The sequence below is a fragment of the Neisseria sp. 74A18 genome (assembly GCF_001308005.1).
Classification (GTDB): Bacteria; Pseudomonadota; Gammaproteobacteria; order Burkholderiales; family Neisseriaceae; genus Neisseria; species Neisseria dumasiana.
Genome location: NZ_LGZA01000031.1, coordinates 1 through 19,877, shown reverse-complemented (window position 1 = coordinate 19,877; position 19,877 = coordinate 1). Strand labels below are relative to the sequence as shown.

17 protein-coding genes and 1 tRNA gene are annotated in these 19,877 nt (G+C 53.1%); 13 read left to right on the top strand and 5 right to left on the bottom strand.

Annotation, left to right across the window (positions count from 1 at the left end):
- Positions 1 to 93 precede the first annotated feature (93 nt).
- Positions 94 to 423, bottom strand: a complete 330-nt coding sequence (locus AKG43_RS09585; RefSeq protein ID WP_054600344.1) for a zinc ribbon domain-containing protein YjdM — start codon at positions 421 to 423, stop codon at positions 94 to 96.
- 463 nt (positions 424 to 886) lie between these two features.
- Between AKG43_RS09585 and AKG43_RS09580 the strand changes: the two genes are divergently transcribed.
- The 5 genes from AKG43_RS09580 to mog all read left to right on the top strand — a co-directional run bounded on the left by AKG43_RS09580 (position 887) and on the right by mog (position 6,441).
- Positions 887 to 1,975: a hypothetical protein gene (locus AKG43_RS09580; protein WP_054600343.1), complete on the top strand. Its 1,089-nt coding sequence runs from the start codon at positions 887 to 889 to the stop codon at positions 1,973 to 1,975.
- Positions 1,976 to 2,072: 97 nt separating this feature from the next.
- Positions 2,073 to 3,440 carry a tRNA uridine-5-carboxymethylaminomethyl(34) synthesis GTPase MnmE gene (mnmE, locus tag AKG43_RS09575; RefSeq protein WP_054600342.1) on the top strand — a complete coding sequence of 456 codons (1,368 nt, stop codon included), beginning with the start codon at positions 2,073 to 2,075 and terminating at the stop codon, positions 3,438 to 3,440.
- A gap of 236 nt (positions 3,441 to 3,676) precedes the next feature.
- Positions 3,677 to 4,849 (top strand): benzoate/H(+) symporter BenE family transporter, encoded by a 1,173-nt coding sequence (locus tag AKG43_RS09570; protein WP_231718150.1) that lies wholly within the window; start codon positions 3,677 to 3,679, stop codon positions 4,847 to 4,849.
- 200 nt (positions 4,850 to 5,049) lie between these two features.
- Complete coding sequence (locus AKG43_RS09565) at positions 5,050 to 5,769, top strand: S-methyl-5'-thioinosine phosphorylase (RefSeq protein ID WP_054600341.1); 720 nt, start codon at positions 5,050 to 5,052, stop codon at positions 5,767 to 5,769.
- Positions 5,770 to 5,859: 90 nt separating this feature from the next.
- Positions 5,860 to 6,441: a molybdopterin adenylyltransferase gene (mog, locus tag AKG43_RS09560; protein ID WP_054600360.1), complete on the top strand. Its 582-nt coding sequence runs from the start codon at positions 5,860 to 5,862 to the stop codon at positions 6,439 to 6,441.
- Between the two features lie 86 nt (positions 6,442 to 6,527).
- Here mog and AKG43_RS09555 read toward each other — a convergent pair whose 3' ends face one another.
- Together AKG43_RS09555 and arsC are read right to left on the bottom strand one after the other, a co-directional pair.
- Positions 6,528 to 7,187: a YdcF family protein gene (locus AKG43_RS09555; RefSeq protein WP_054600340.1), complete on the bottom strand. Its 660-nt coding sequence runs from the start codon at positions 7,185 to 7,187 to the stop codon at positions 6,528 to 6,530.
- Positions 7,188 to 7,236: 49 nt separating this feature from the next.
- On the bottom strand, positions 7,237 to 7,593 hold the full coding sequence (arsC, locus tag AKG43_RS09550; RefSeq protein WP_054600339.1) for an arsenate reductase (glutaredoxin): 357 nt from the start codon (positions 7,591 to 7,593) through the stop codon (positions 7,237 to 7,239).
- A gap of 122 nt (positions 7,594 to 7,715) precedes the next feature.
- Between arsC and AKG43_RS09545 the strand changes: the two genes are divergently transcribed.
- The 4 genes from AKG43_RS09545 (at position 7,716) to efeB (ending at position 11,758) form a co-directional block, all read left to right on the top strand.
- Positions 7,716 to 8,198 (top strand): TlpA disulfide reductase family protein, encoded by a 483-nt coding sequence (locus AKG43_RS09545; protein ID WP_054600338.1) that lies wholly within the window; start codon positions 7,716 to 7,718, stop codon positions 8,196 to 8,198.
- Positions 8,199 to 8,387: 189 nt separating this feature from the next.
- Positions 8,388 to 9,224, top strand: a complete 837-nt coding sequence (gene efeU, locus AKG43_RS09540) for an iron uptake transporter permease EfeU (protein WP_054600337.1) — start codon at positions 8,388 to 8,390, stop codon at positions 9,222 to 9,224.
- A 14-nt stretch (positions 9,225 to 9,238) separates the two neighbouring features.
- Positions 9,239 to 10,408, top strand: a complete 1,170-nt coding sequence (gene efeO / locus AKG43_RS09535) for an iron uptake system protein EfeO (RefSeq protein ID WP_054600336.1) — start codon at positions 9,239 to 9,241, stop codon at positions 10,406 to 10,408.
- Between the two features lie 72 nt (positions 10,409 to 10,480).
- Positions 10,481 to 11,758: an iron uptake transporter deferrochelatase/peroxidase subunit gene (efeB, locus tag AKG43_RS09530; RefSeq protein WP_054600335.1), complete on the top strand. Its 1,278-nt coding sequence runs from the start codon at positions 10,481 to 10,483 to the stop codon at positions 11,756 to 11,758.
- Positions 11,759 to 12,259: 501 nt separating this feature from the next.
- Here the strand turns inward: efeB and gnd are convergent.
- Positions 12,260 to 13,708 carry a decarboxylating NADP(+)-dependent phosphogluconate dehydrogenase gene (gene gnd, locus AKG43_RS09525; protein ID WP_054600334.1) on the bottom strand — a complete coding sequence of 483 codons (1,449 nt, stop codon included), beginning with the start codon at positions 13,706 to 13,708 and terminating at the stop codon, positions 12,260 to 12,262.
- Positions 13,709 to 14,106: 398 nt separating this feature from the next.
- Between gnd and ggt the strand changes: the two genes are divergently transcribed.
- The 3 genes from ggt to fghA all read left to right on the top strand — a co-directional run bounded on the left by ggt (position 14,107) and on the right by fghA (position 17,702).
- Entirely contained in the window at positions 14,107 to 15,873 is a 1,767-nt protein-coding gene (gene ggt / locus AKG43_RS09520) for a gamma-glutamyltransferase (protein ID WP_054600333.1), read from the top strand.
- 173 nt (positions 15,874 to 16,046) lie between these two features.
- Positions 16,047 to 16,775, top strand: a complete 729-nt coding sequence (locus AKG43_RS09515; RefSeq protein ID WP_054600332.1) for a TIGR00730 family Rossman fold protein — start codon at positions 16,047 to 16,049, stop codon at positions 16,773 to 16,775.
- An 87-nt stretch (positions 16,776 to 16,862) separates the two neighbouring features.
- Positions 16,863 to 17,702 (top strand): S-formylglutathione hydrolase, encoded by an 840-nt coding sequence (gene fghA, locus AKG43_RS09510; protein ID WP_054600331.1) that lies wholly within the window; start codon positions 16,863 to 16,865, stop codon positions 17,700 to 17,702.
- 72 nt (positions 17,703 to 17,774) lie between these two features.
- Here the strand turns inward: fghA and ubiD are convergent, their stop codons facing one another.
- Entirely contained in the window at positions 17,775 to 19,253 is a 1,479-nt protein-coding gene (gene ubiD, locus AKG43_RS09505) for a 4-hydroxy-3-polyprenylbenzoate decarboxylase (protein WP_054600330.1), read from the bottom strand.
- Positions 19,254 to 19,557: 304 nt separating this feature from the next.
- Here ubiD and AKG43_RS09500 point away from each other — a divergent pair.
- Positions 19,558 to 19,633 (top strand) — tRNA-Ile (locus AKG43_RS09500).
- The last annotated feature ends 244 nt before the right edge of the window (positions 19,634 to 19,877 follow it).

The following is a 19,877-nucleotide window of genomic DNA, read 5'->3' as shown; positions in this document are numbered from 1 at the left end:
TGGCAAAAATGCTTGAAGGCCGTCTGAAAATAAGTGCACGCATTCTAGCACATTGTTTTGCAAAGAAACGTCTGTGCCGCAGCCTGAATCCGCTCAGGCTTTTTTCACAAATTCCGATTTCAGGTTCATGGCGCTGCCGTCGATTTTGCAGGCGATGTCGTGGTCGCCTTCCTGCAGGCGGATGCCTTTTACTTTGGTGCCTTGCTTAATCACCATCGAGCTGCCTTTGACTTTCAAATCTTTAATCAGCACCACGGTATCGCCGTCGGCCAGCGGCGTGCCGTTGGCGTCTTTCACTACCGGTACTTCTTCGGGAGCGGCTTCGCCTTCCTGCCATTCGTGGGCGCATTCGGGGCAGACGAACTGCACGCCGTCGTGGTAAGTCAATTCTGAGCCGCATTGCGGGCAGGCCGGTAAATTCATGGCGGGGTTCCTTGTGGTTGTGGTTTGAAAACTAGAATACGGCTGTTTTTATGCCGAACTGCGGTGCAGCAGGCTCCGTATTTTTGTAAAGGCCGCATTATAAGCGATACGGCAACAGGCCGTCTGAACCGATGGCCGAAGACACGCGGCATTTCTTCGGCAATACATTTGGTTCTGATTTTATATGAGTGATTTCAGCTGTTTGGATAAGATAACCCACCGGCAGGTTTGCGGCGGGCAAATGTGTTTTGAGGCAGTTTACCCAACCTTCCGCTTTATCAAGATAAGTTATATCGGGTTAAACGGCGGCCTTGCGGCTTGAAAAAAGGTACGCTGATGACCAATTGTAAAATACTGCGAGAAGACATCTTTTCGCATCAATTGGCGTTATTTTAAAGCAAATAGCCGCATTTATTTTTATGACGGTTGGCCTTTTCACAATAAAACACACGAAGGATTCATAATGAATTTAGACACCATCAAAGAAATTCAAAGCAAACAGTCTTACCCCAGCGTAACCATTACCCTGCCGACCTACCGCACTTCTCCCGACAACGATAAAGACCCCATCCGTTTGAAAAATCTGGTAAGCGAAGCCGTAAACCGTTTGGAAACCGAATTCGGCAAGCGCGAAACCGCCGATATTGCCGAAGCCATCCACCGCTTGGCCGACAGCGTTGACCACGAACACAATCTCGACGGCTTGGTGATTTTTGCCAGCGCCGAATACAGCGAGCTGTTCAAACTGCCGTTCCGCCTGCCCGAGCGCGTGAGCATCGAAAACAACTTCCTTACCCGCGATTTGGTTTACGCCATGAACCGCAGCCCGCTGTATCTGTTAACCGTATTGAGCGAAAACGGCTCGCGCCTGTTTGTAGGCCGCAAAGACCACTTGAACGAAGTGAATGCCTACGGCTTCCCGTTCAGCTTGGAAAACGCCACCGCCGGCGCCAACCCCAGCCAAGACATCAGCCATGTGCGCGACCAAATCGTTACCGACCAAATGCGCGAAATCGGCGAAGCATTGGCCGAAGCACAAAAACAGATTCCCGCTCCGATTGTGGTGGTGGGTGTTGACCGCAATATCGGCCACTTCCGCGACGGTGCACGCAACAGCGAAGACGTGATGCTGTACATCCACAGCGGCCACAGCGATGAAAACGAACACCAGCTGGCGAAAAACATTTGGCCGCAAGTGAAAGAAGCTTTGGACGAAGAACGCCAAAAAGTGTTCGGCGAACTGGAAAACGCCAAAGGCAACAATTTGTTTGTGGGCGGTTTGAACGAAATCTGGCAAGCCGCAACCGACGGCCGTGCCGACGTGCTGGTGGTGGAAGAAGATCTGCACCTGCCCGCCGCCGTGAGCGAAGACGGCCGCACGCTCACCCTGTTGGAAGAAGGTTTTGAACCCAACGAAAACACTTACGACGATATTGTTGACGAAATGATTGAGAAAGTGTTGGCCAACGGCGGCCGCGTTAAATTTGTTGATAACGACAGCCTCAAAGAAATCAACCCTTCGCACGGTATCGCAGTAATTACCCGCTACTGATGTATCCAATCTATTGAATACTGCCGCAGGCCGTCTGAAAACCGTTTTCAGACGGCCTTTTGCTATAATCACACCGTTACTTTTCGAGATAAACCCCATGTCCGCACCCACTCCCACCATTGCAGCCATTGCCACCGCTCCCGGACGCGGCGGCGTAGGCGTTGTGCGTATTTCAGGCAAAAACCTGCTGCCGTTGGCGCAGCAGATCAGCGGCGGCAAAACCCCCAAGCCGCGTGTTGCCCTTTACACCGACTTTTTGGATTCAGACGGCCAAGCCATCGACAACGGCCTGCTGCTCTATTTTGCCGCGCCCGCCAGCTTCACCGGCGAAGACGTGATCGAACTTCAAGGCCACGGCGGGCCGGTGGTGATGGATATGCTGCTGCAACGCTGCCTGCAACTGGGCGCACGCATGGCCGAGCCGGGCGAGTTTACCAAACGCGCTTTTCTCAACAACAAACTCGATTTGGCGCAGGCCGAAAGCGTGGCTGATTTGATCGACGCTTCCAGCCGTTCCGCCGCGCGCATGGCCGTGCGCTCGCTCAAAGGCGCGTTTTCGCAGCACATTCACGCGCTGGTGGACGAATTGATTACCTTGCGGATGCTGGTGGAAGCCACGCTCGATTTTCCCGAAGAAGACATCGATTTTCTCGAAGCCGCCGACGCACGCGGCAAGCTGGCGGAGCTGCAAGGCCGTCTGAAAACCGTGTTGGCCAGTGCCGAACAAGGCGCGATTTTACGCGAAGGCATGAACGTGGTGCTGGTGGGCGCGCCCAACGTCGGCAAATCCAGCCTGCTCAACGCTTTGGCGGGCGACGATATTGCCATCGTTACCGACATCGCCGGCACCACCCGCGACACCGTGCGCGAACAAATCACCTTAGACGGCGTGCCCGTTCACATCATCGACACCGCCGGCCTGCGCGAAACCGATGATGTAGTAGAAAAAATCGGCATCGAGCGCAGCCAAAAAGCCGTAAAAGAGGCCGATGTGGCGCTGATACTGATCGACCCGCGCGAAGGCATCAACGCCAAAACCCAAGCCATTCTCGACAGCCTGCCCGACAATCTGAAAAAAATCGAAATCCACAATAAAACCGACCTCACCGGCGAAACCGTAGAAATGCTTTCAGACGGCCTGAACACCGCCAGCGGTGCCGATACCTTAATCAGGTTGTCTGCCAAAACCGGCGAAGGGTTAGACCTGCTGAAACAAGCATTATTGAAAGAAATCGGCTGGCAGGGCGAAAGCGAAAGCCTTTTTCTCGCCCGCAGCCGCCACCTCACCGCGCTCTCCGCCGCCGAAGCCGAACTCGAAAACGCCGCCCTGTGCGGCAACAACCAAATCGAGCTGCTGGCCGAACACCTGCGGCTGGCCCAAACGGCATGCAGCGAAATCACCGGCGAATTTACGGCAGACGATTTGCTGGGCGTGATTTTTTCGAGATTCTGTATCGGCAAATAGGCAGTAATGATGAATGGTTTAAGGCCGTCTGAAATTTCAGACGGCCTGATACCTTTGCAAAACCCTCAGATGTAAGAAATAACCGCATATAAGCCACGCACACAAAACGGTTTGAGGCCGTCTGAAAGCAAGCTTGGTGAGCCTCGCCAAACATCATTCCCCTACCCGCTATTGGGCAAAAACAGCGGCTTATGTTAATGTTATAACCCGTTCCGTTAACCATCACACCTCAACACATGATGCCCCGTTTTTCTGATTTTTCAGCTTCCCACCTCTCCGCTGCGTTGGCGGCGTTGCTGGTGTCTTACGGGAGTGCCGCTGTGATTATTTATCAGGCCGCGCTGGCTTTCGGGGCGTCGCAAACCCAGATTGTTTCTTGGTTTACGTCTTTGGGCTTGATGTGCGGCCTGCTGACCATTGTGTTGAGCATCCGCTATAAGGCACCGGTGATGATTGCGTGGTGTACGCCGGGTGCGGCGGTGCTGGCCGGAGTGTCGGGTATTCCGATGCAGGATGCGGTGGCGGGTTTTATGGTGGCTGCGGGGGTGATGTGGCTGGTGTCGGCTACGGGTTGGTTCGACCGCTTGGTGCATATGGTTCCCGCGTCGCTGGTGGCGGCGATGCTGGCGGGCATATTGATCAATTTCGGCAGTAAGGTGTTTTCGGCGATGGAACACCAAACCGTGCTGGTGGTGATGATGCTGGCGGTGTATTTTCTCAGCAAAATCCGCCTGCCGCGTTACGGCATTCTGTTGATGCTGGCAACGGGTTTCGGTTATTCGGCTTGGGCGGGCCTGTTGGATACGGGCAAACTGGTTTGGCAGAATCCTGCGCTCGAATGGGTGTGGCCGGGTTGGCATGTCGGGCATATCGTCAGTGTGGCTGTGCCGCTGTTTATTGCTTCGTTGGCTACGCAGAATGTGCCGGGTATGGCGGTGCTGCGTGCCTACGGTTATCAAACGCCCGCCCGCCCGTTGGTGGAAAGCAGCGCCGCCGCTACGGTGTTTACCGCGCCTTTGGGCGTGTTTATGATCAATCTTGCTTCGATCAGCGCGGCCATCTGTATGGGCAGCGATGTGGATAAAAACCCCGACAAGCGTTATCTTGCCACCGTTTGGCTGGGGGTGTTTTACTTGTTGGTCGGCTTGGCAGGCGGCATCACGGTTTCGCTGTTCAACGTATTGCCGCCCGAACTCTTGGCCGCGCTGGCGGGTATTGCGATTTTCGGTACGCTGCAAGCCAATTTGAGCGGGGCGTGGCAAGACGAAACGGCACGCGAAGCGGCTTTGGTTACGCTGTTGGCTTCCGCTTCGGGGATGACGCTGTTCGGCATCGGCAGTGCTTTTTGGGGCTTGGTATTGGGGCTGGCGGTTTACCGGCTGCACCGGAAAACCCATTCCCGCGCTTAGAGCCTGAAACTTTTGTGTTGATTAGCTATATATGCCTTAAACCGCATCCCGCATAAGCTGGCAAAGGTTGCTTTGTGCGTTTTGAGGCCGTCTGAATCACCCGTATGCGGCAGGTATGAAGTTTATTACCCGTAACGCACACACCGGCAGGCGAATCCCTTACAATAAGCCCTTTGTTAATCATTTACGGAATATTGCCCATGATAGCCGTTATCGGCGGCAGCGGCCTAACCCGCCTGCCCGAACTCCACATCAACCACCGCCGCATCGTCCGCACGCCATACGGCCTGACCAGCAGCCCTCTGCTGTTCGGCACGCTCGGCAGCAGCGAAATCGTTTTTTTGGCCCGTCACGGCCTCAGCCATTCGCTCGCCCCGCACGAAATCAACTATCGCGCCAATATTTGGGCGTTGCACTCGGTAGGTGCGGAAAGCATTATTTCCATTGCATCTGTGGCCGCATTGAGCGAAGCGTTCGAGCCGGGTTCGCTGGTGGTTCCCCACGACGTGATTGATTACACCTTCAACCGCAGCAGCACTTTTTTTGAAGGCCAGTCGCAAGAAGTCGTCCACACCGATTTTTCATATCCCTACGACAATGATTTGCGCAAAACCGTGTTGGAACATGCCGCCTCCCACGGCACACCGGTTTACGACAAAGCCGTTTATGCCTGCATACAAGGCCCGCGCCTGCCTACCCGCGCCGAAGTGCGCCGTTATCTTCAAGACGGAGCCGACATTGTGGGCATGACCGGTATGCCTGAAGCCGTTTTGGCACGCGAACTCGAGCTGCCTTATATGCATCTGTGCGGCGTAACCGGCATCGCATGCGTAACCGCCAACGGCAGCAATGCCCACAGCTGCGGGGGCGATACCCGTAGTGCCATTGAAAAAATCCGCCGTTTGCTGGTTGATTTGTAAGCTGGTGCGGCGCATTGCTGCGAGCCGTATCCGATGGTTGTACAGCCGCGAGGCCGTCTGAACAGCCGTTTGAACAAGAAAGAGCTTAAGATGAACCGTACCCTCGATACCGTAACAATCGGCCTGCTTTCCGCCAGCGACCGTGCCAGCAGCGGCATCTACCCCGACGAAGGTATCCCCGCCCTGAAAACATGGTTGCAGGCGGCCGTTAGCAATCCGATTCATTTTGCCGAAGCTCTGGTTCCCGACGAGCAAGATGCCATTGAAGCCGCGCTGTGCCGCATGGCCGATACCGACGGTTGCGATATTATCTTCACCACCGGCGGCACAGGCCCCTCGCCGCGCGACATCACGCCCGAAGCCACATTGGCCGTAATCGACAAAGAAATGCCGGGATTCGGCGAACAGATGCGCCAAATCAGCCTTTATTATGTGCCGACGGCCATTTTGTCGCGCCAAACCGCCGGTATCCGCGGCAAATGCCTGATTGTTAACCTTCCCGGCCGCCCCAAGGCCATCGCCGAAACCCTCGGCGGCGTGCGTGACGGCGAAGGAAACATTAAAGTACACGGCTTATTCAGTGCCATACCTTATTGCGTCGAACTCATCGGCGGGGCATTTATCGAAACCGACGAAGCCGTGTGCAAGGCTTTTCGGCCGAAACAGAAATAAACTCGGCATCGTTTTACCCATGCAAAAGGCCGTCTGAACGCTTATGGTTTCAGACGGCCTTTTCTATATAACGGCGCTATCGGCGTTTAACGCAGGCCGAAAAAACGCAAAATGCTGTTGCCCCAGTGTTCGGCGTAATAGAGAAACAGGGCGTAGCTTTCTTGAAAAAGGAACTTGGCTTTTTTTTGCGAAGCGGTGTAGCGGCTGGTGGGGGTGGCAGACACGGCGGCGTTTAATTCGAGGTCTTTGGCGATGGCGGCGGCACGCGCGGTATGGTAGGGGTCGCTCACGATAATGATGGTGCGGATGCCGTTGTCGCGCAGCAAGGGAGCGATGTTGTACAGATTGTCGTATGTATTGCGCGAGGTGTTTTCAAACAAAATATCGCGTGCGGGCACGCCTTGTTTGATGGCGTAGCGGCGCCCTACTTCGGCTTCGGTCATGAAGCCTTTTTTGGGTGTGCCGCCGGTAAAAACAAGTTTTTCTACGCGTTTGCTTTGGTAGAGCGTGATGGCATGGTTGATGCGTTCTTGAAACACCGGCGAGGGGCGTTTGTCCCACGCTGCGGCACCGAGTACCACGGCGGCGTCGGCACGCACGCCTGCGGGCAAGGTTTGGTTGCCCGTGTGGTAAACCGACCAAATGCAGCAGGCAAACGAAAACAGCACCAGCAGCAGGCTTAAAATAATGCCGTTTAACAGGTGGTAGCGTAAGCCGTTGCGGCTGCGGAAAATCGGTATGCTCATAAAGGTTATCGGGTTTGATTCTGATGCCTGCAACGGCAATCGGGCGGATTTACAGCAAGGCTTCGATGTTTTCGAGCGGGCGGCCTACCGCAGCTCTGTTGCCGACAACGGCGATGGGGCGTTCAAGCAGCGCAGGATGATCGGCAATGGCCTGAAGCAACTCGTCGTGGCTTAAGTCGGGATGGTTTAAATTCAATTCTTGGTAGAGGGCATCTTTCACGCGCATCATGCTGCGCGGCGATTCTGCACCTAATTGGTTGAAAATGTTTTTTAATTCTTCAAAAGTGGGCGGCGTATCAAGATAATTGACCACTTTGGTTTTCAGACCGCGCACTTGCAAAAGGGCGAGCGCGGCACGCGATTTGCTGCAACGGTTGTTATGGTAGAGTGTAACGGCTTCCTGCATGGCGGTTCCTCACATTTTCAATGATTTTTCCGATTGTAAACCAAGCTTTACAATTTGTCTTGTGCCTTGGGCCGTCTGAAAAGCATAAAATGGCGGCAGTTTGATGTTATTGAGGTATCGCAATGAAAAAGGTATATGCGTTTATGTTGGCCGTTGCCGCCGCAGCTAGCAGCCATGCGGTTGCTGCGGATGTGCAGAGCTGGAACGGTTCGACACCGCAAAGCACGGCTGCGTTGAAAGCGCCGGTACGGTTCATCAATTTATGGGCCACTTGGTGCGGCCCGTGCCGCAAAGAAATGCCGGAAATGTCGGCTTGGTATAAAAAGCAGAAAAAAGGCAGCGTCGATATGGTAGGCATTGCTTTGGACAGCAACGAAAATATCGGCAAATTTCTCAAGCAAACGCCGGTGAGTTATCCGATTTGGCGTTATGCCGGCAAAGACAGCCGGGGGTTTATGAAAGGCTTCGGCAATACGGTGGGGGCGCTGCCCTTTACGGTGGTAGAAGCACCAAAATGCGGCTACAAACAGGCGGTGTTGGGTGAGGTAACGGCTGAAAAGTTGGACGAGGTTTTGAAATCGGCCCAAGCCAAATGCGGGCGTTAACGTTTGCCCGCAGGGCTGTTTGTGAATTAAGTTGATTGGCTTTATATAGAACCGGGGCCGTCTGAAATATCATTCAGACGGCCTATTGTTTTTTTGATTATTACTCAATAAATTAAAAATAAAAATTATTTGCATTAATTTTAAAACAAGCTTATAAATGGCTATCCAATTGATCGAAAGCATTTTTCTATGTTGATTGCTTTTCTGATTATGCTTCGCGAAGGCATCGAAGCCGCTTTGATTGTGGGTATCGTTGCCGGATTTCTGCATCAGTCGGGCAACGGTCATTTAATGCCGAAAGTGTGGCTGGGTGTGTTGTTAGCCGCGCTGATGTGCCTGATTCTCGGATACGGTATCCACACCGCCACCGGCGAAATTCCGCAAAAGCAGCAGGAATTGGTGGTCGGCATCATCGGGCTGGTAGCCGTTGCCATGCTGACTTACATGATTCTGTGGATGCAGAAAGCGGCGCGCTCCATGAAGCAGCATCTGCACGATTCGGTTCAGACGGCCTTAAACCGCGGCAACGGCCAAGGCTGGGCATTGGTGGGCATGGCTTTTTTGGCGGTAGCCCGCGAAGGCTTGGAAAGTGTGTTTTTTCTACTTGCCGTATTCCAGCAAAGCCCGAGCTGGCACATGCCAGCGGGCGCGGTGCTGGGTTTGACGGCGGCGGTTGTAGTCGGTGCGTTGATTTATCAGGGCGGTATGCGCCTGAATCTGGCAAAATTTTTCCGCTGGACGGGCGTTTTTCTGATTTTTGTGGCCGCCGGCCTGCTCGCCGGTTCGTTGCGTGCACTGCATGAAGCGGGCGTATGGAACCGGCTGCAAACCATCGTTTTCGACATTTCCCACATCCTGCACGAAGACAGCCCGCTGGGCGTATTGCTCGGCGGCTTTTTCGGCTATACCGACCACCCCACGCAGGGCGAAGTTTTGGTGTGGCTGCTCTACCTGATTCCCGTGATGTATTGGTTCTTACGCGGCAACTCACCGGCTGCATCTGTTGGAAAATCCCCAGTAAATTGAGAAAGAGGTAAAACATGAAGAAACTGAATATCACCGCTTTATCCGTGCTGCTGGCACTCGGCCTTACCGCCTGCCAACCGCCCGAAGCCGAAAAAACCGCCGCGCCCGCATCCGGCGCACCGGCCGAAGCCAAAGCGCAAGACGGCAGTTTCAATATGGCGGTTAACGATGAAAAATGCGAACCGATGGAACTCACCGTACCTAGCGGCGAAGTGGTGTTCAACATCAAAAACAACAGCAGCCGCAAGCTCGAATGGGAAATCTTAAAAGGCGTGATGGTGGTGGACGAACGTGAAAACATCGCCCCCGGCCTTGCCGACAAAATGACCGTTACCCTGCTGCCCGGCGAATACGAAATGACCTGCGGCCTGCTCAACAACCCGCGCGGCAAGCTCACCGTAACCGACAGCGGCTTCAAACAGGCGGGCGGCGAAGCGGATATGGCCAAACTCGCCCAACCGCTGGCCGACTACAAAACCTACGTTCAGCAGGAAACCGACCAACTGGTCAGCAAAACCGCCGCTTTTGTTGCCGCGGTGAAAGCGGGCGAAACCGACAAAGCCAAAGCCATGTTTGCCGACACCCGCACCCACTACGAGCGCATCGAACCGATTGCCGAGCTGTTTAACGAACTCGACCCTGCCATCGACGCGCGTGAAGACGACTTCAAAGCCGGCCCCAAAGACCCGGCCTTCAGCGGCTTCCACCGCATCGAACACGCCTTGTGGATTGAAAAATCGGTCGACGGCGTGAAAGACGTGGCCGACAAACTGGAACAAGACGTGAAAAAACTCAAACAGGAAATCGACGTGCTGACCTTCCCGCCCAACAAAGTAGTCGGCGGCGCGGCCGTGTTGATTGAAGAAGTGGCCAACAGCAAAATCAGCGGCGAAGAAGACCGTTACAGCCACACCGATTTGAGCGACTTCAATGCCAACATGGAAGGCGCACAAAAAATCGTCGATTTATTCCGCCCGCTGATCGCCGAAAAAAACAAGGCGCTGCTGGATAACGTTGATGCCAACTTCAAAGCCGTGAACGACATTTTGGCGAAATACAAAACCGCCGACGGCTTTGAAACCTACGACAAACTCAGCGAAGCCGACCGCAAAACCCTGCAAGCACCCATCAACACCCTAGCCGAAGAATTGGCCAAACTGCGCGGCACACTCGGCCTGAACTGATTTTTCTTTCATTAACCCTTTTCAGACGGCCCGACACATCAGGCCGTCTGAAAACATCGTCTTCACAATATCATGAGCAACCACCACCGCAATCCCACCCAACCCGAAAAACGCACCTTGCTCAAAGCCGCCGTTGCCGCAGCCGCCTCCGGTGCGGCAGCAGCCGCGGGTGGTTTCACATGGGGCGAGAAAAAAGGCCGCAACGAAGAGAAAGCCGCACTCATGCAGCATTCCACAGAAAGCTACGACTGCTACGGCCAACATCAGGCAGGCATCACCACCCCGCACCAACAGTTCGGCATTATGGCCGCTTTCGACGTGCTCGCCAAAACCCCGAAAGACTTGGAAAAACTGTTCCGCATCATCACCGCCCGCACCGAATTTCTCACCCAAGGCGGCGAACTGCAAGACGGCGATGCCAAACTGCCGCCTTCGGGCAGCGGCATACTCGGCAAAACCATCCGCCCCGACGGGCTAACCGTTACCCTGAGCGTCGGAGCCAGCCTGTTTGACCAACGATTCGGGCTGGCCGCCAAAAAACCCAAACACCTGCAGGAAATGAAAGACTTCTTCAACGACAAACTGCAAGCCGAGTGGTGCGACGGCGACATCAGCCTGCAAATCTGCGCGTTCACCCCCGAAACCTGCCAAAACGCCCTGCGCGACATCATCAAAAACACCGCGCAATACGCCATCATCCGCTGGAGCATAGACGGCTTCCTGCCCAAATCCGAACCCGGTTCCGCCCCGCGCAACCTGCTGGGCTTTCACGACGGCACCGCCAACCCCGACGTAAGCAACCCGCAAACCGCCGATCAGGTGTTATGGACGGGCATCGCCGCCAACAGCTTGGACGAACCCGCATGGGCGAAAAACGGCAGCTACCAAGCCGTGCGCATCATCCGCCACTTCGTCGAATTTTGGGACAGAACGCCGCTGCAAGAGCAGGAAACCATTTTCGGGCGCGAAAAATACAGCGGCGCACCACTGGGCATGAAATACGAAAACGACACGCCCGATTACAAAAAAGACCCCGAAGGCAAAGTGATTCCGAAAGACAGCCACATGCGCGTCGCCAACCCGCGCGACCCCGAATTTATGAAGAAACACCAACTGTTCAGACGGCCTTACAACTATTCGCGCGGCCTCTCCAAAGCCGGCCAACTCGATGTCGGCTTGGTGTTCATCTGCTATCAGGCCAATCTGGAAGACGGCTTCATCTTCGTGCAAAAACTGCTCGATACCGAACCGCTGGAAGAATACATCAGCCCCTTCGGCGGCGGCTATTTCTTTACGCTGCCGGGCGTGAAAAAAGGCGGTTTTCTCGGCCAAAGCCTGCTTACCGCGTGATGGTGATTGGTAGCATTAAACCGTATATCCTACCGTTGAAACGAATGAGGCCGTCTGAAAAGGTTTATGCTTTTCAGACGGCCTCAGCATATATGGTTGATCAAAATTCATATTCGGGCTTAATCCGAATATGGTGAGTTTCAATATGGTGTTCAAATGTTCGGAAAAGCAGCTTAAAAGATCCGAAACCATTACAACTTAATAATTAAATAATAAAAAGATGATGATATTGATGGATGCTCTTTGTTGTGGATAAGTTTGTTTTGAATTTGAAATTCATCAACTTGTATGAGCAGAAAGCTTTGGGAAAACCTTCCTTCAAACTCAGGCATAATTGTGGATAAATAAATACCGTATCGGCTTTGTGTGGAAAGTTTTGCGCTTATACACAGTATTCAGAGGGCTTTACCAATGAAACCGCAGCAGTCAAACCGCAAAAATAAAGGCCGTCTGAAAAAGTTGTTTTCAGACGGCCTCATTATTTTACTCACCAACAGCAAATCAAATATCGTAAGTGGTCGATGCCGTATCGCCGCCTTTGCCCGTCCAGTTGGTGTGGAAAAACTCGCCGCGCGGTTTGTCGGTACGCTCGTAGGTGTGCGCGCCGAAATAGTCGCGTTGGGCTTGCAGCAGGTTGGCAGGCAGGCGTTCGGTAGTGTAGCCGTCTAAGAAAGTAATAGCCGAGGCCATGCACGGCATGGGAATGCCGCACTCAACGGCTTTGGCCACCACTTTGCGCCATGCCGGCAGGCAGTTTTCGAGAATGTCTTTGAAATAGGGATCTGCTCCCAAGAAAACCAAATCGGGGTTGGCTTCGTAAGCATCGCGGATATTGCCTAAAAACGCGCTGCGGATGATGCAGCCTTCGCGCCACAGCAAAGCGGTTTGGCCGTAGTTCAATGCCCAATCGTTTACTTCGCTGGCTTCGCGAATCAACATAAAGCCTTGTGCATAAGAGATAATTTTTGAAGCGAGCAAAGCTTCGCGCAAGGCTTCCACCCATTCGGTTTTATCGCCTGCCACCGGCTTGATGGTTTTGTTGAACAGTTTTCCAGCCTGAACGCGCTGTTCTTTAAAGGCGGAAACGCAGCGGGCGAACACCGATTCGGTAATCAGGGTCAGCGGAATACCCAAATCGAGGGCGTTGATGCCCGTCCATTTACCCGTGCCTTTTTGCCCGGCGGTATCGAGGATTTTTTCCACCAGCGGTTCGCCGTTTTCATCTTTGAAACCCAAAATATCGGCAGTAATTTCAATCAGGTAAGAATCCAATTCAGTGCGGTTCCAAATGCTGAAGATTTCGTGCATCTGCTGATAATTCAAGCCCAAACCGTCTTTCATAAACTGATAGGCTTCGCAGATAAGCTGCATATCGCCGTATTCGATGCCGTTGTGCACCATTTTTACGAAGTGTCCGGCACCGTCGCGGCCTACCCAATCGCAGCAAGGTTCGCCTTGCGGGGTTTTGGCGGCAATGGCCTGTAAAATCGGTTTCACATGCGGCCAAGCTTCTTCGTTGCCGCCGGGCATAATCGAAGGGCCGTTACGCGCACCTTCTTCACCTCCCGATACACCTGCACCGACAAAGCGGATGCCTTTTTCGGCCAGCTCGCGGGTACGGCGGGTGGAATCGGGAAAATTGGCATTGCCGCCGTCGATAATGATGTCGCCTTTGTCCAATAAGGGAACAAGTTGGCCGATAAAGTCGTCTACTACTGCACCGGCTCTTACCATAAGCATGATTTTTCTGGGCTTTTCAAGCTTATTGACCAAATCTTGCAGTGAAGTGGCACCGATAATGTTGGTGCCTTTGGCTGCGCCGTTGAGAAAATCGTCTATTTTGGAAACAGTACGGTTAAAGGCTACAACTTTAAAGCCTTTGTCGTTCATGTTCAGAATCAGGTTTTGACCCATTACGGCCAAACCGATAACGCCGATATCGCCTTTCATCGGAGAATCCTTTTGTTTGTGAAGTTCGTACGGTTTAACTTTAACCGATTAGGCGCAGTTAAACAATGTTTCGCTTGCAGGGCGGAAGCGGCCAAAACCAATACAACTAATAATATAAATAATAAAAAGATGGTGATATTGATTAGCGAACACGGCTGTGGATAAACTGATTTTAAATTGTTATTTCATCGATTTATCGTTTCCAAAAGATTCGGGAAAACTTTCCTTCAAGCGTGGGTACAATTGTGGATAAATAAATTCGCACGCGGTTTGGTGTGGAAAGTTTCAGGGTTATACACAGTTTTCAGACGGCCTGAGAGTTTTGCCGTACTGAGGCCGTCTGAAAATCGGGTAATAGTGCACATATTTAAAAATAAGCTACGGATGGGAGTAAAGTAATGAAATTAAAAAACTTATGCAGTTTGTTGGTTGTTTTGGGCTTTAGTGCTTATGCGCAGGCTGCACCGCTTGATGCGTCTGCGGCATCATCGGCACCCGTTGCCGAACAACACGCGCCGGAACAGGGAACGGGGCTGACCGAGCAGAAACTGGTGCAGGCGAAAGAATTTATGGCGGCATCGGCCAACCCTTTGGCCACCGAAGCCGGATACGACATTCTGAAACGCGGCGGCAGTGCCATCGACGCCATGATTGCCATGCAAACTACCTTGAGCTTAACCGAACCGCAGTCTTCCGGTTTGGGCGGCGGTGCGTTTTTGGTGTATTGGGACAACACCGAAAAAAAACTGACCACGTTTGATGCGCGGGAAACCGCTCCCGAAGCCGTTACCGACAAGCTTTTTTTAGATGAAAACGGCGAGCCGCTGAAATTTATGCAGGCCGTGGTCGGCGGCCGTTCGGTAGGTGTGCCGGGCGTGCCCAAGCTTTTGGAAGATGTGTATAAACGCTACGGCAAACTGCCGTGGAAAACCCTGTTCGACAAACCCGTTGAGCTGGCGGAACAAGGCTTTACCGTGTCGCCGCGCATGGCTAAATCCATCGCGCAAAACTTGGAACAGCTGCAACGCCATCCCGCCACCGCCGCATATTTTTTACCCGAAGGCAAACCGCTTGAAGCCGGCACGGTGTTGAAAAACCCCGAATTTGCCAAAACCGTGAAACTTCTGGCCAAGCACGGCAGCGAGCCTTTTTACAGCGGCATGCCCGCCATCAATATCGTGAAAACCGTTGCCGCCGCCGATAACCCCGGCAGCATCACTCTGGATGATTTGAAAAGCTACCGCGTGATCGAGCGCACGCCGGTTTGCGCCCCATACCGCGAATACGAAATCTGCGGCATGGGCGCACCCAGCTCCGGCGGCATTGCTTTGGGGCAGATTTTCGGCATTCTGCAACATTTCAATATGCGCGCTTTAGGCGCGGAAAACATTTTGAGCTGGCGTTTGCTCGGCGATGCTTCGCGCTTGGCGTTTGCCGACCGTGATTATTATGTGGCCGACCCGCAATTTGCCGATGTTCCCGTTGATGCGATGCTCCATCCCGCTTACCTGAAACTGCGTGCCGGCTCGATTGCCGAGCGATACGGCGCTTTACCATCGGTCAGCCCCGGCGGATTTGCCCGCACACAGGGCAAAGGTGAAGGCATGGAATTGCCCTCTACCAGCCATTTGGTGATTGTGGATAAAGACGGCAATGTGGTTTCCATGACCACCTCCATCGAAAACGCTTTCGGCTCCACTTTGATGGCCAACGGTTATCTGTTGAATAACGAGTTGACTGATTTTGCTTTCAAGCCTGTTGATGCGGAAGGCAAAGCCGTAGCCAACAGCGCGGCAGGCGGTAAACGCCCGCGCTCTTCTATGGCGCCGACCATCGTATTGAAAAACGGCCAACCTTACCTTGCAGTCGGTTCGCCCGGCGGCAGCCGCATCATCGGTTATGTGGCCAAAACCCTAACCGCCCATCTCGATTGGGGCATGGATATCCAGCAAGCTATCGATTTGCCGAATATGCTCAACCGAACCGGCACCTACGAGTTGGAACAAAACACACCGGCTACCGACAAAGCCCCTGTTTTGGAAAGATTGGGCTATAAAGTTCAGGTGCGCGATTTAAATTCGGGCGTACAGGGCATTGTGATCCATGCCGAAGGCTTGCAGGGCGGAGCCGATCCGCGCCGCGAAGGAAAAGTGATGGGCGATTGATGAAACGGAAAATATAAAACCTTTGCAAAATCCGCATTTGCTTGGCTTGTGCGGATTTTGCTTTAAAGGCAACGGTTGCACCGAAGTGCGGGCTTCGTATTTTTCAGACGGCCTGAGCCTTTGCAGCCATATTCGGTTAAAATAGCCTTTTTTTAATCGACATCAAAGCCCTTATGAACCTTTACCACAAATTGCCTGCCCCCATTCTTCCTGAAGAAACCCGCCGCGAAATTCAGGCGCGGGAATCGTATCATTTGTTGAAAATCATTTCCGAATTTGTCGAGTCGGGCGAAGAATTGCGTGCCATCCAGCCTGCCGTGAGCATTTACGGCAGCGCACGCACACCGGTTGATCACCCCGATTACCTGTTTACCGAACGCTTGTCGCGCAAATTGTCGGACGCCGGATTTTCAGTTATTTCGGGCGGCGGGCCGGGCATTATGGAAGCGGCCAATAAGGGAGCGTTTGCGGGTAAAAGCCCTGCCGTGGGTTTGAATATTGTGTTGCCGCACGAGCAAACGGCCAACCCCTATCAAAACCTTTCGATTAAATTCCAGCATTTTTTCCCGCGCAAAGTCATGTTTGTCAAACACGCGGTGGCTTATGTAGTGATGCCGGGGGGATTCGGTACGCTCGACGAGTTGTTTGAAAGCCTGACTTTGGTACAAACCGGTAAAACGCCGAGCCGCCCGATTATTCTGGTAGGCAAATCTTTCTGGCAGGGCATGATGGATTGGATTCGCGAACAATTGCTCGGCAACGGTATGATTTCACCCGAAGATATGGATTTAATCTGCTTGATAGACGATGAAGACGAAATCATCGAAGCCATCTTCGCCCACTATGAAAACCGCCCCGACGGCTTGCTTGATCCGCAAAGCACTTGGGAACTGGGTTTGTAATCCCGCTTGCCGGCATTGCATTGAGGCCGTCTGAAACATTCAGACGGCCTCAATGCCCGTAGTATAGGCTTTGATAAGGTTTTGATGATGAACGCACCGATTTTAATTTCCGCCCATAAAATGTTTAACGGCCGCCATGAGCGTTATACCCACCGATCCCGCTCCACCGGTACGGATATGGCGTTTTCCGTTTACCTGCCGCCGCAGGCTTTGCAGGGCTACCGCGTGCCCGTGCTGTATTGGCTGTCGGGTTTAACCTGCACCGATGAAAACTTTTCGGTTAAATCGGGGGCTCAGCGTTTTGCCGCACATTGGGGCATGGCTTTGGTAATTCCCGATACTTCCCCGCGCGGCGAAGGCGTGCCCGCAGGCAACGGCGAAATCGGCTTGGGCGCGGGCTTTTACCTGAACGCCGTGCAAGAGCCGTGGGCGCAGCATTATCAAATGTATGATTACGTGGTGCACGAACTGCCGCAGCTGATTGAAGCCCATTTTCCCGTAAATGATCAGCGCAGCATTGCCGGACACAGCATGGGCGGCCACGGCGCGCTGCAAATCGCTTTGAAAAACCCCGGCCGCTACGCCGCCGTGTCGGCATTCGCTCCGATTGTGAATCCGAGCGAAACGCCTTTGGGCAGGCAGGCTTTTACCGCTTATTTGGGTGCAAACGAAAGCCTTTGGGAGCAGTACGACAGCACACAATTGGTCGGGAAGGTTTGGCATAAGTTGCCGGTGTTGATAGATCAGGGGGATGCCGATCCGTTTTATCCGCAAGAATTGCAGCCCGAAAAATTTGTATCTGCCGCCCGCGCCAACGGTTTCAATGTGCAGTTTAACCTGCGCAAAGGCTACGATCACGGCTATTATTTTGTTGCCAGCTTTATAGACGTACACATTGAATTTCATGCCGATGCGTTTGGTTTGTAGAATCGCATCGGCATGAAATTCATTGTGCAACGCATGTTATCAACAAGTATTTATTTGACTTGAAACGCCTGATCACAAACCCAGTTCGTTCCAAATCGCATCTACTTTCGCCACCGTAGCTTTATCACGTTCAATCACGCGCCCCCATTCGCGGTCGGTTTCGCCCGGCCATTTGTTGGTGGCATCCAAGCCCATTTTGCCGCCCAAGCCTGAAACGGGGCTGGCAAAGTCGAGATAATCGATCGGCGTGTTTTCCACCAACACCGTATCGCGCACGGGGTCCATACGGGTGGTAATCGCCCAAATCACTTCTTTCCAGTCGCGGCAATCCACATCGTCGTCCACCACCACAATGAATTTGGTGTACATAAACTGGCGCAGAAAGCTCCAGCAGCCCATCATCACCCGCTTGGCATGCCCCGCGTATTGCTTTTTGATGCTGACCACGGCCATGCGGTATGAACAGCCTTCGGGCGGCAGGTAGAAATCGACGATTTCGGGGAACTGTTTTTGCAACAGCGGCACGAACACTTCGTTCAAGGCTACGCCCAGCACGGCAGGTTCGTCGGGCGGTTTGCCGGTATAAGTGCTGTGGTAAATCGGATTTTCGCGCATGGTGATGCGTTCCACCGTAAACACGGGAAACCAATCCTGCTCGTTGTAATAGCCAGTGTGGTCGCCGTAAGGCCCTTCCAGCGCGGTTTCATCGGGGTGGATCACGCCTTCGAGCACGATTTCGGCACGCGCGGGCACTTGCAAATCGCTGCCGATACATTTCACCAATTCGGTACGCGAACCGCGCAGCAAACCGGCAAACTGATATTCGCTCAAGGTATCCGGCACCGGCGTTACCGCGCCCAAAATGGTGGCCGGATCACAGCCCAACACCACCGCCACGGGATACGGCACACCGGGGTGGGCTTTTTTATGCGCTTGAAAATCCAACGCGCCGCCGCGGTGTGCCAACCAACGCATAATCAGCTTGTTTTTGTCGATAAGCTGTTGGCGGTAAATTCCCAAATTCTGGCGTTTTTTATGCGGGCCGCGGGTAACGGTAAGCCCCCATGTTACCAGCGGCGCAACGTCTTCCGGCCAACAATGCTGAATCGGCAGCTTGCTTAAATCGACGTCGTCGCCTTCAATCACGATTTCTTGGCACGGCGCTTTTTTCACCACATTCGGCGCCATGCTCCAAATGTCTTTCAGAAGCGGCAGTTTGGAAAACGCGTCTTTAATGCCTTTGGGCGGCTCAGGCTCTTTCAGATAGGCCAGCGTTTTGCCGATTTCGCGCAGCTTGTCCACACTGTCCGCCCCCATGCCCATCGCCACCCGCTCGGGCGTGCCGAACAGATTGGCCAGCACGGGAAAATCGTAACGCGAACCGTCTTGCCGCACCGGATTTTCAAACAACAACGCCGGCCCGCCGGCACGCAATACGCGGTCGGCAATTTCGGTCATTTCCAAATGGGGAGAAACCGGCAAACCGATGCGCTTGAGTTTGTTTTCCTGCTCAAGCTTTTGAATAAAATCACGCAGATCGTTGTATTTCATTAAGATTACTTTCGAAGCCGTCTGAAAACGGTTTGGGAGGCCGCTGCGGTTCGATAAACCGTTACACGCTTTCCCAAGCTTGCCATTGCAGCGGCTCATGGCGCAGGCAGCAGTTTTAAACAAATTTAAGGTTTGTCATTATAACAAACACACCGGATGCCACAGCATTCAGTATCGGCATGCGCTATGTCTGCCCGCGCCGTGCTAGCCACCTTGAACCGTATACGCATCTGGAGATTTTGCAAAGGCCCGGCCTTGTTCAAGCAGCAAATTGTGCTACAATAGCACCCTTTCCTTTCTAACCGGGTCTGTAGCTCAGGGGTTAGAGCAGGGGACTCATAATCCCTTGGTCGTGGGTTCGAACCCCACCGGACCCACCAAAATCAACCAAAAACATATATAAATACAAATCAATAACGTATGTTGTTTCCAAGCAGTATGTCGGGTTTTAACAGACTCACATTTCACAAGTTTTAAATTTATCTTTTTTTGTGCAAAGGCCGTCTGAAATTTCAGACGGCCTTTTGTCATACCCATATTGGGCAAAAATATTCATTCTGATATATTTCCAAAACATACATCTTCAATCCCGATACTTTGAATACAGTTTTGGAACGCCCGCGA

Bases quoted from the DNA above. Each gene is read 5' to 3' on its own strand.
- AKG43_RS09585 (WP_054600344.1), bottom strand. From the start codon at position 423: ATGAATTTACCGGCCTGCCCGCAATGCGGCTCAGAATTGACTTACCAC.
- AKG43_RS09580 (WP_054600343.1), top strand. From the start codon at position 887: ATGAATTTAGACACCATCAAAGAAATTCAAAGCAAACAGTCTTACCCC.
- mnmE (WP_054600342.1), top strand. From the start codon at position 2,073: ATGTCCGCACCCACTCCCACCATTGCAGCCATTGCCACCGCTCCCGGA.
- AKG43_RS09570 (WP_231718150.1), top strand. From the start codon at position 3,677: ATGATGCCCCGTTTTTCTGATTTTTCAGCTTCCCACCTCTCCGCTGCG.
- AKG43_RS09565 (WP_054600341.1), top strand. From the start codon at position 5,050: ATGATAGCCGTTATCGGCGGCAGCGGCCTAACCCGCCTGCCCGAACTC.
- mog (WP_054600360.1), top strand. From the start codon at position 5,860: ATGAACCGTACCCTCGATACCGTAACAATCGGCCTGCTTTCCGCCAGC.
- AKG43_RS09555 (WP_054600340.1), bottom strand. From the start codon at position 7,187: ATGAGCATACCGATTTTCCGCAGCCGCAACGGCTTACGCTACCACCTG.
- arsC (WP_054600339.1), bottom strand. From the start codon at position 7,593: ATGCAGGAAGCCGTTACACTCTACCATAACAACCGTTGCAGCAAATCG.
- AKG43_RS09545 (WP_054600338.1), top strand. From the start codon at position 7,716: ATGAAAAAGGTATATGCGTTTATGTTGGCCGTTGCCGCCGCAGCTAGC.
- efeU (WP_054600337.1), top strand. From the start codon at position 8,388: ATGTTGATTGCTTTTCTGATTATGCTTCGCGAAGGCATCGAAGCCGCT.
- efeO (WP_054600336.1), top strand. From the start codon at position 9,239: ATGAAGAAACTGAATATCACCGCTTTATCCGTGCTGCTGGCACTCGGC.
- efeB (WP_054600335.1), top strand. From the start codon at position 10,481: ATGAGCAACCACCACCGCAATCCCACCCAACCCGAAAAACGCACCTTG.
- gnd (WP_054600334.1), bottom strand. From the start codon at position 13,708: ATGAAAGGCGATATCGGCGTTATCGGTTTGGCCGTAATGGGTCAAAAC.
- ggt (WP_054600333.1), top strand. From the start codon at position 14,107: ATGAAATTAAAAAACTTATGCAGTTTGTTGGTTGTTTTGGGCTTTAGT.
- AKG43_RS09515 (WP_054600332.1), top strand. From the start codon at position 16,047: ATGAACCTTTACCACAAATTGCCTGCCCCCATTCTTCCTGAAGAAACC.
- fghA (WP_054600331.1), top strand. From the start codon at position 16,863: ATGAACGCACCGATTTTAATTTCCGCCCATAAAATGTTTAACGGCCGC.
- ubiD (WP_054600330.1), bottom strand. From the start codon at position 19,253: ATGAAATACAACGATCTGCGTGATTTTATTCAAAAGCTTGAGCAGGAA.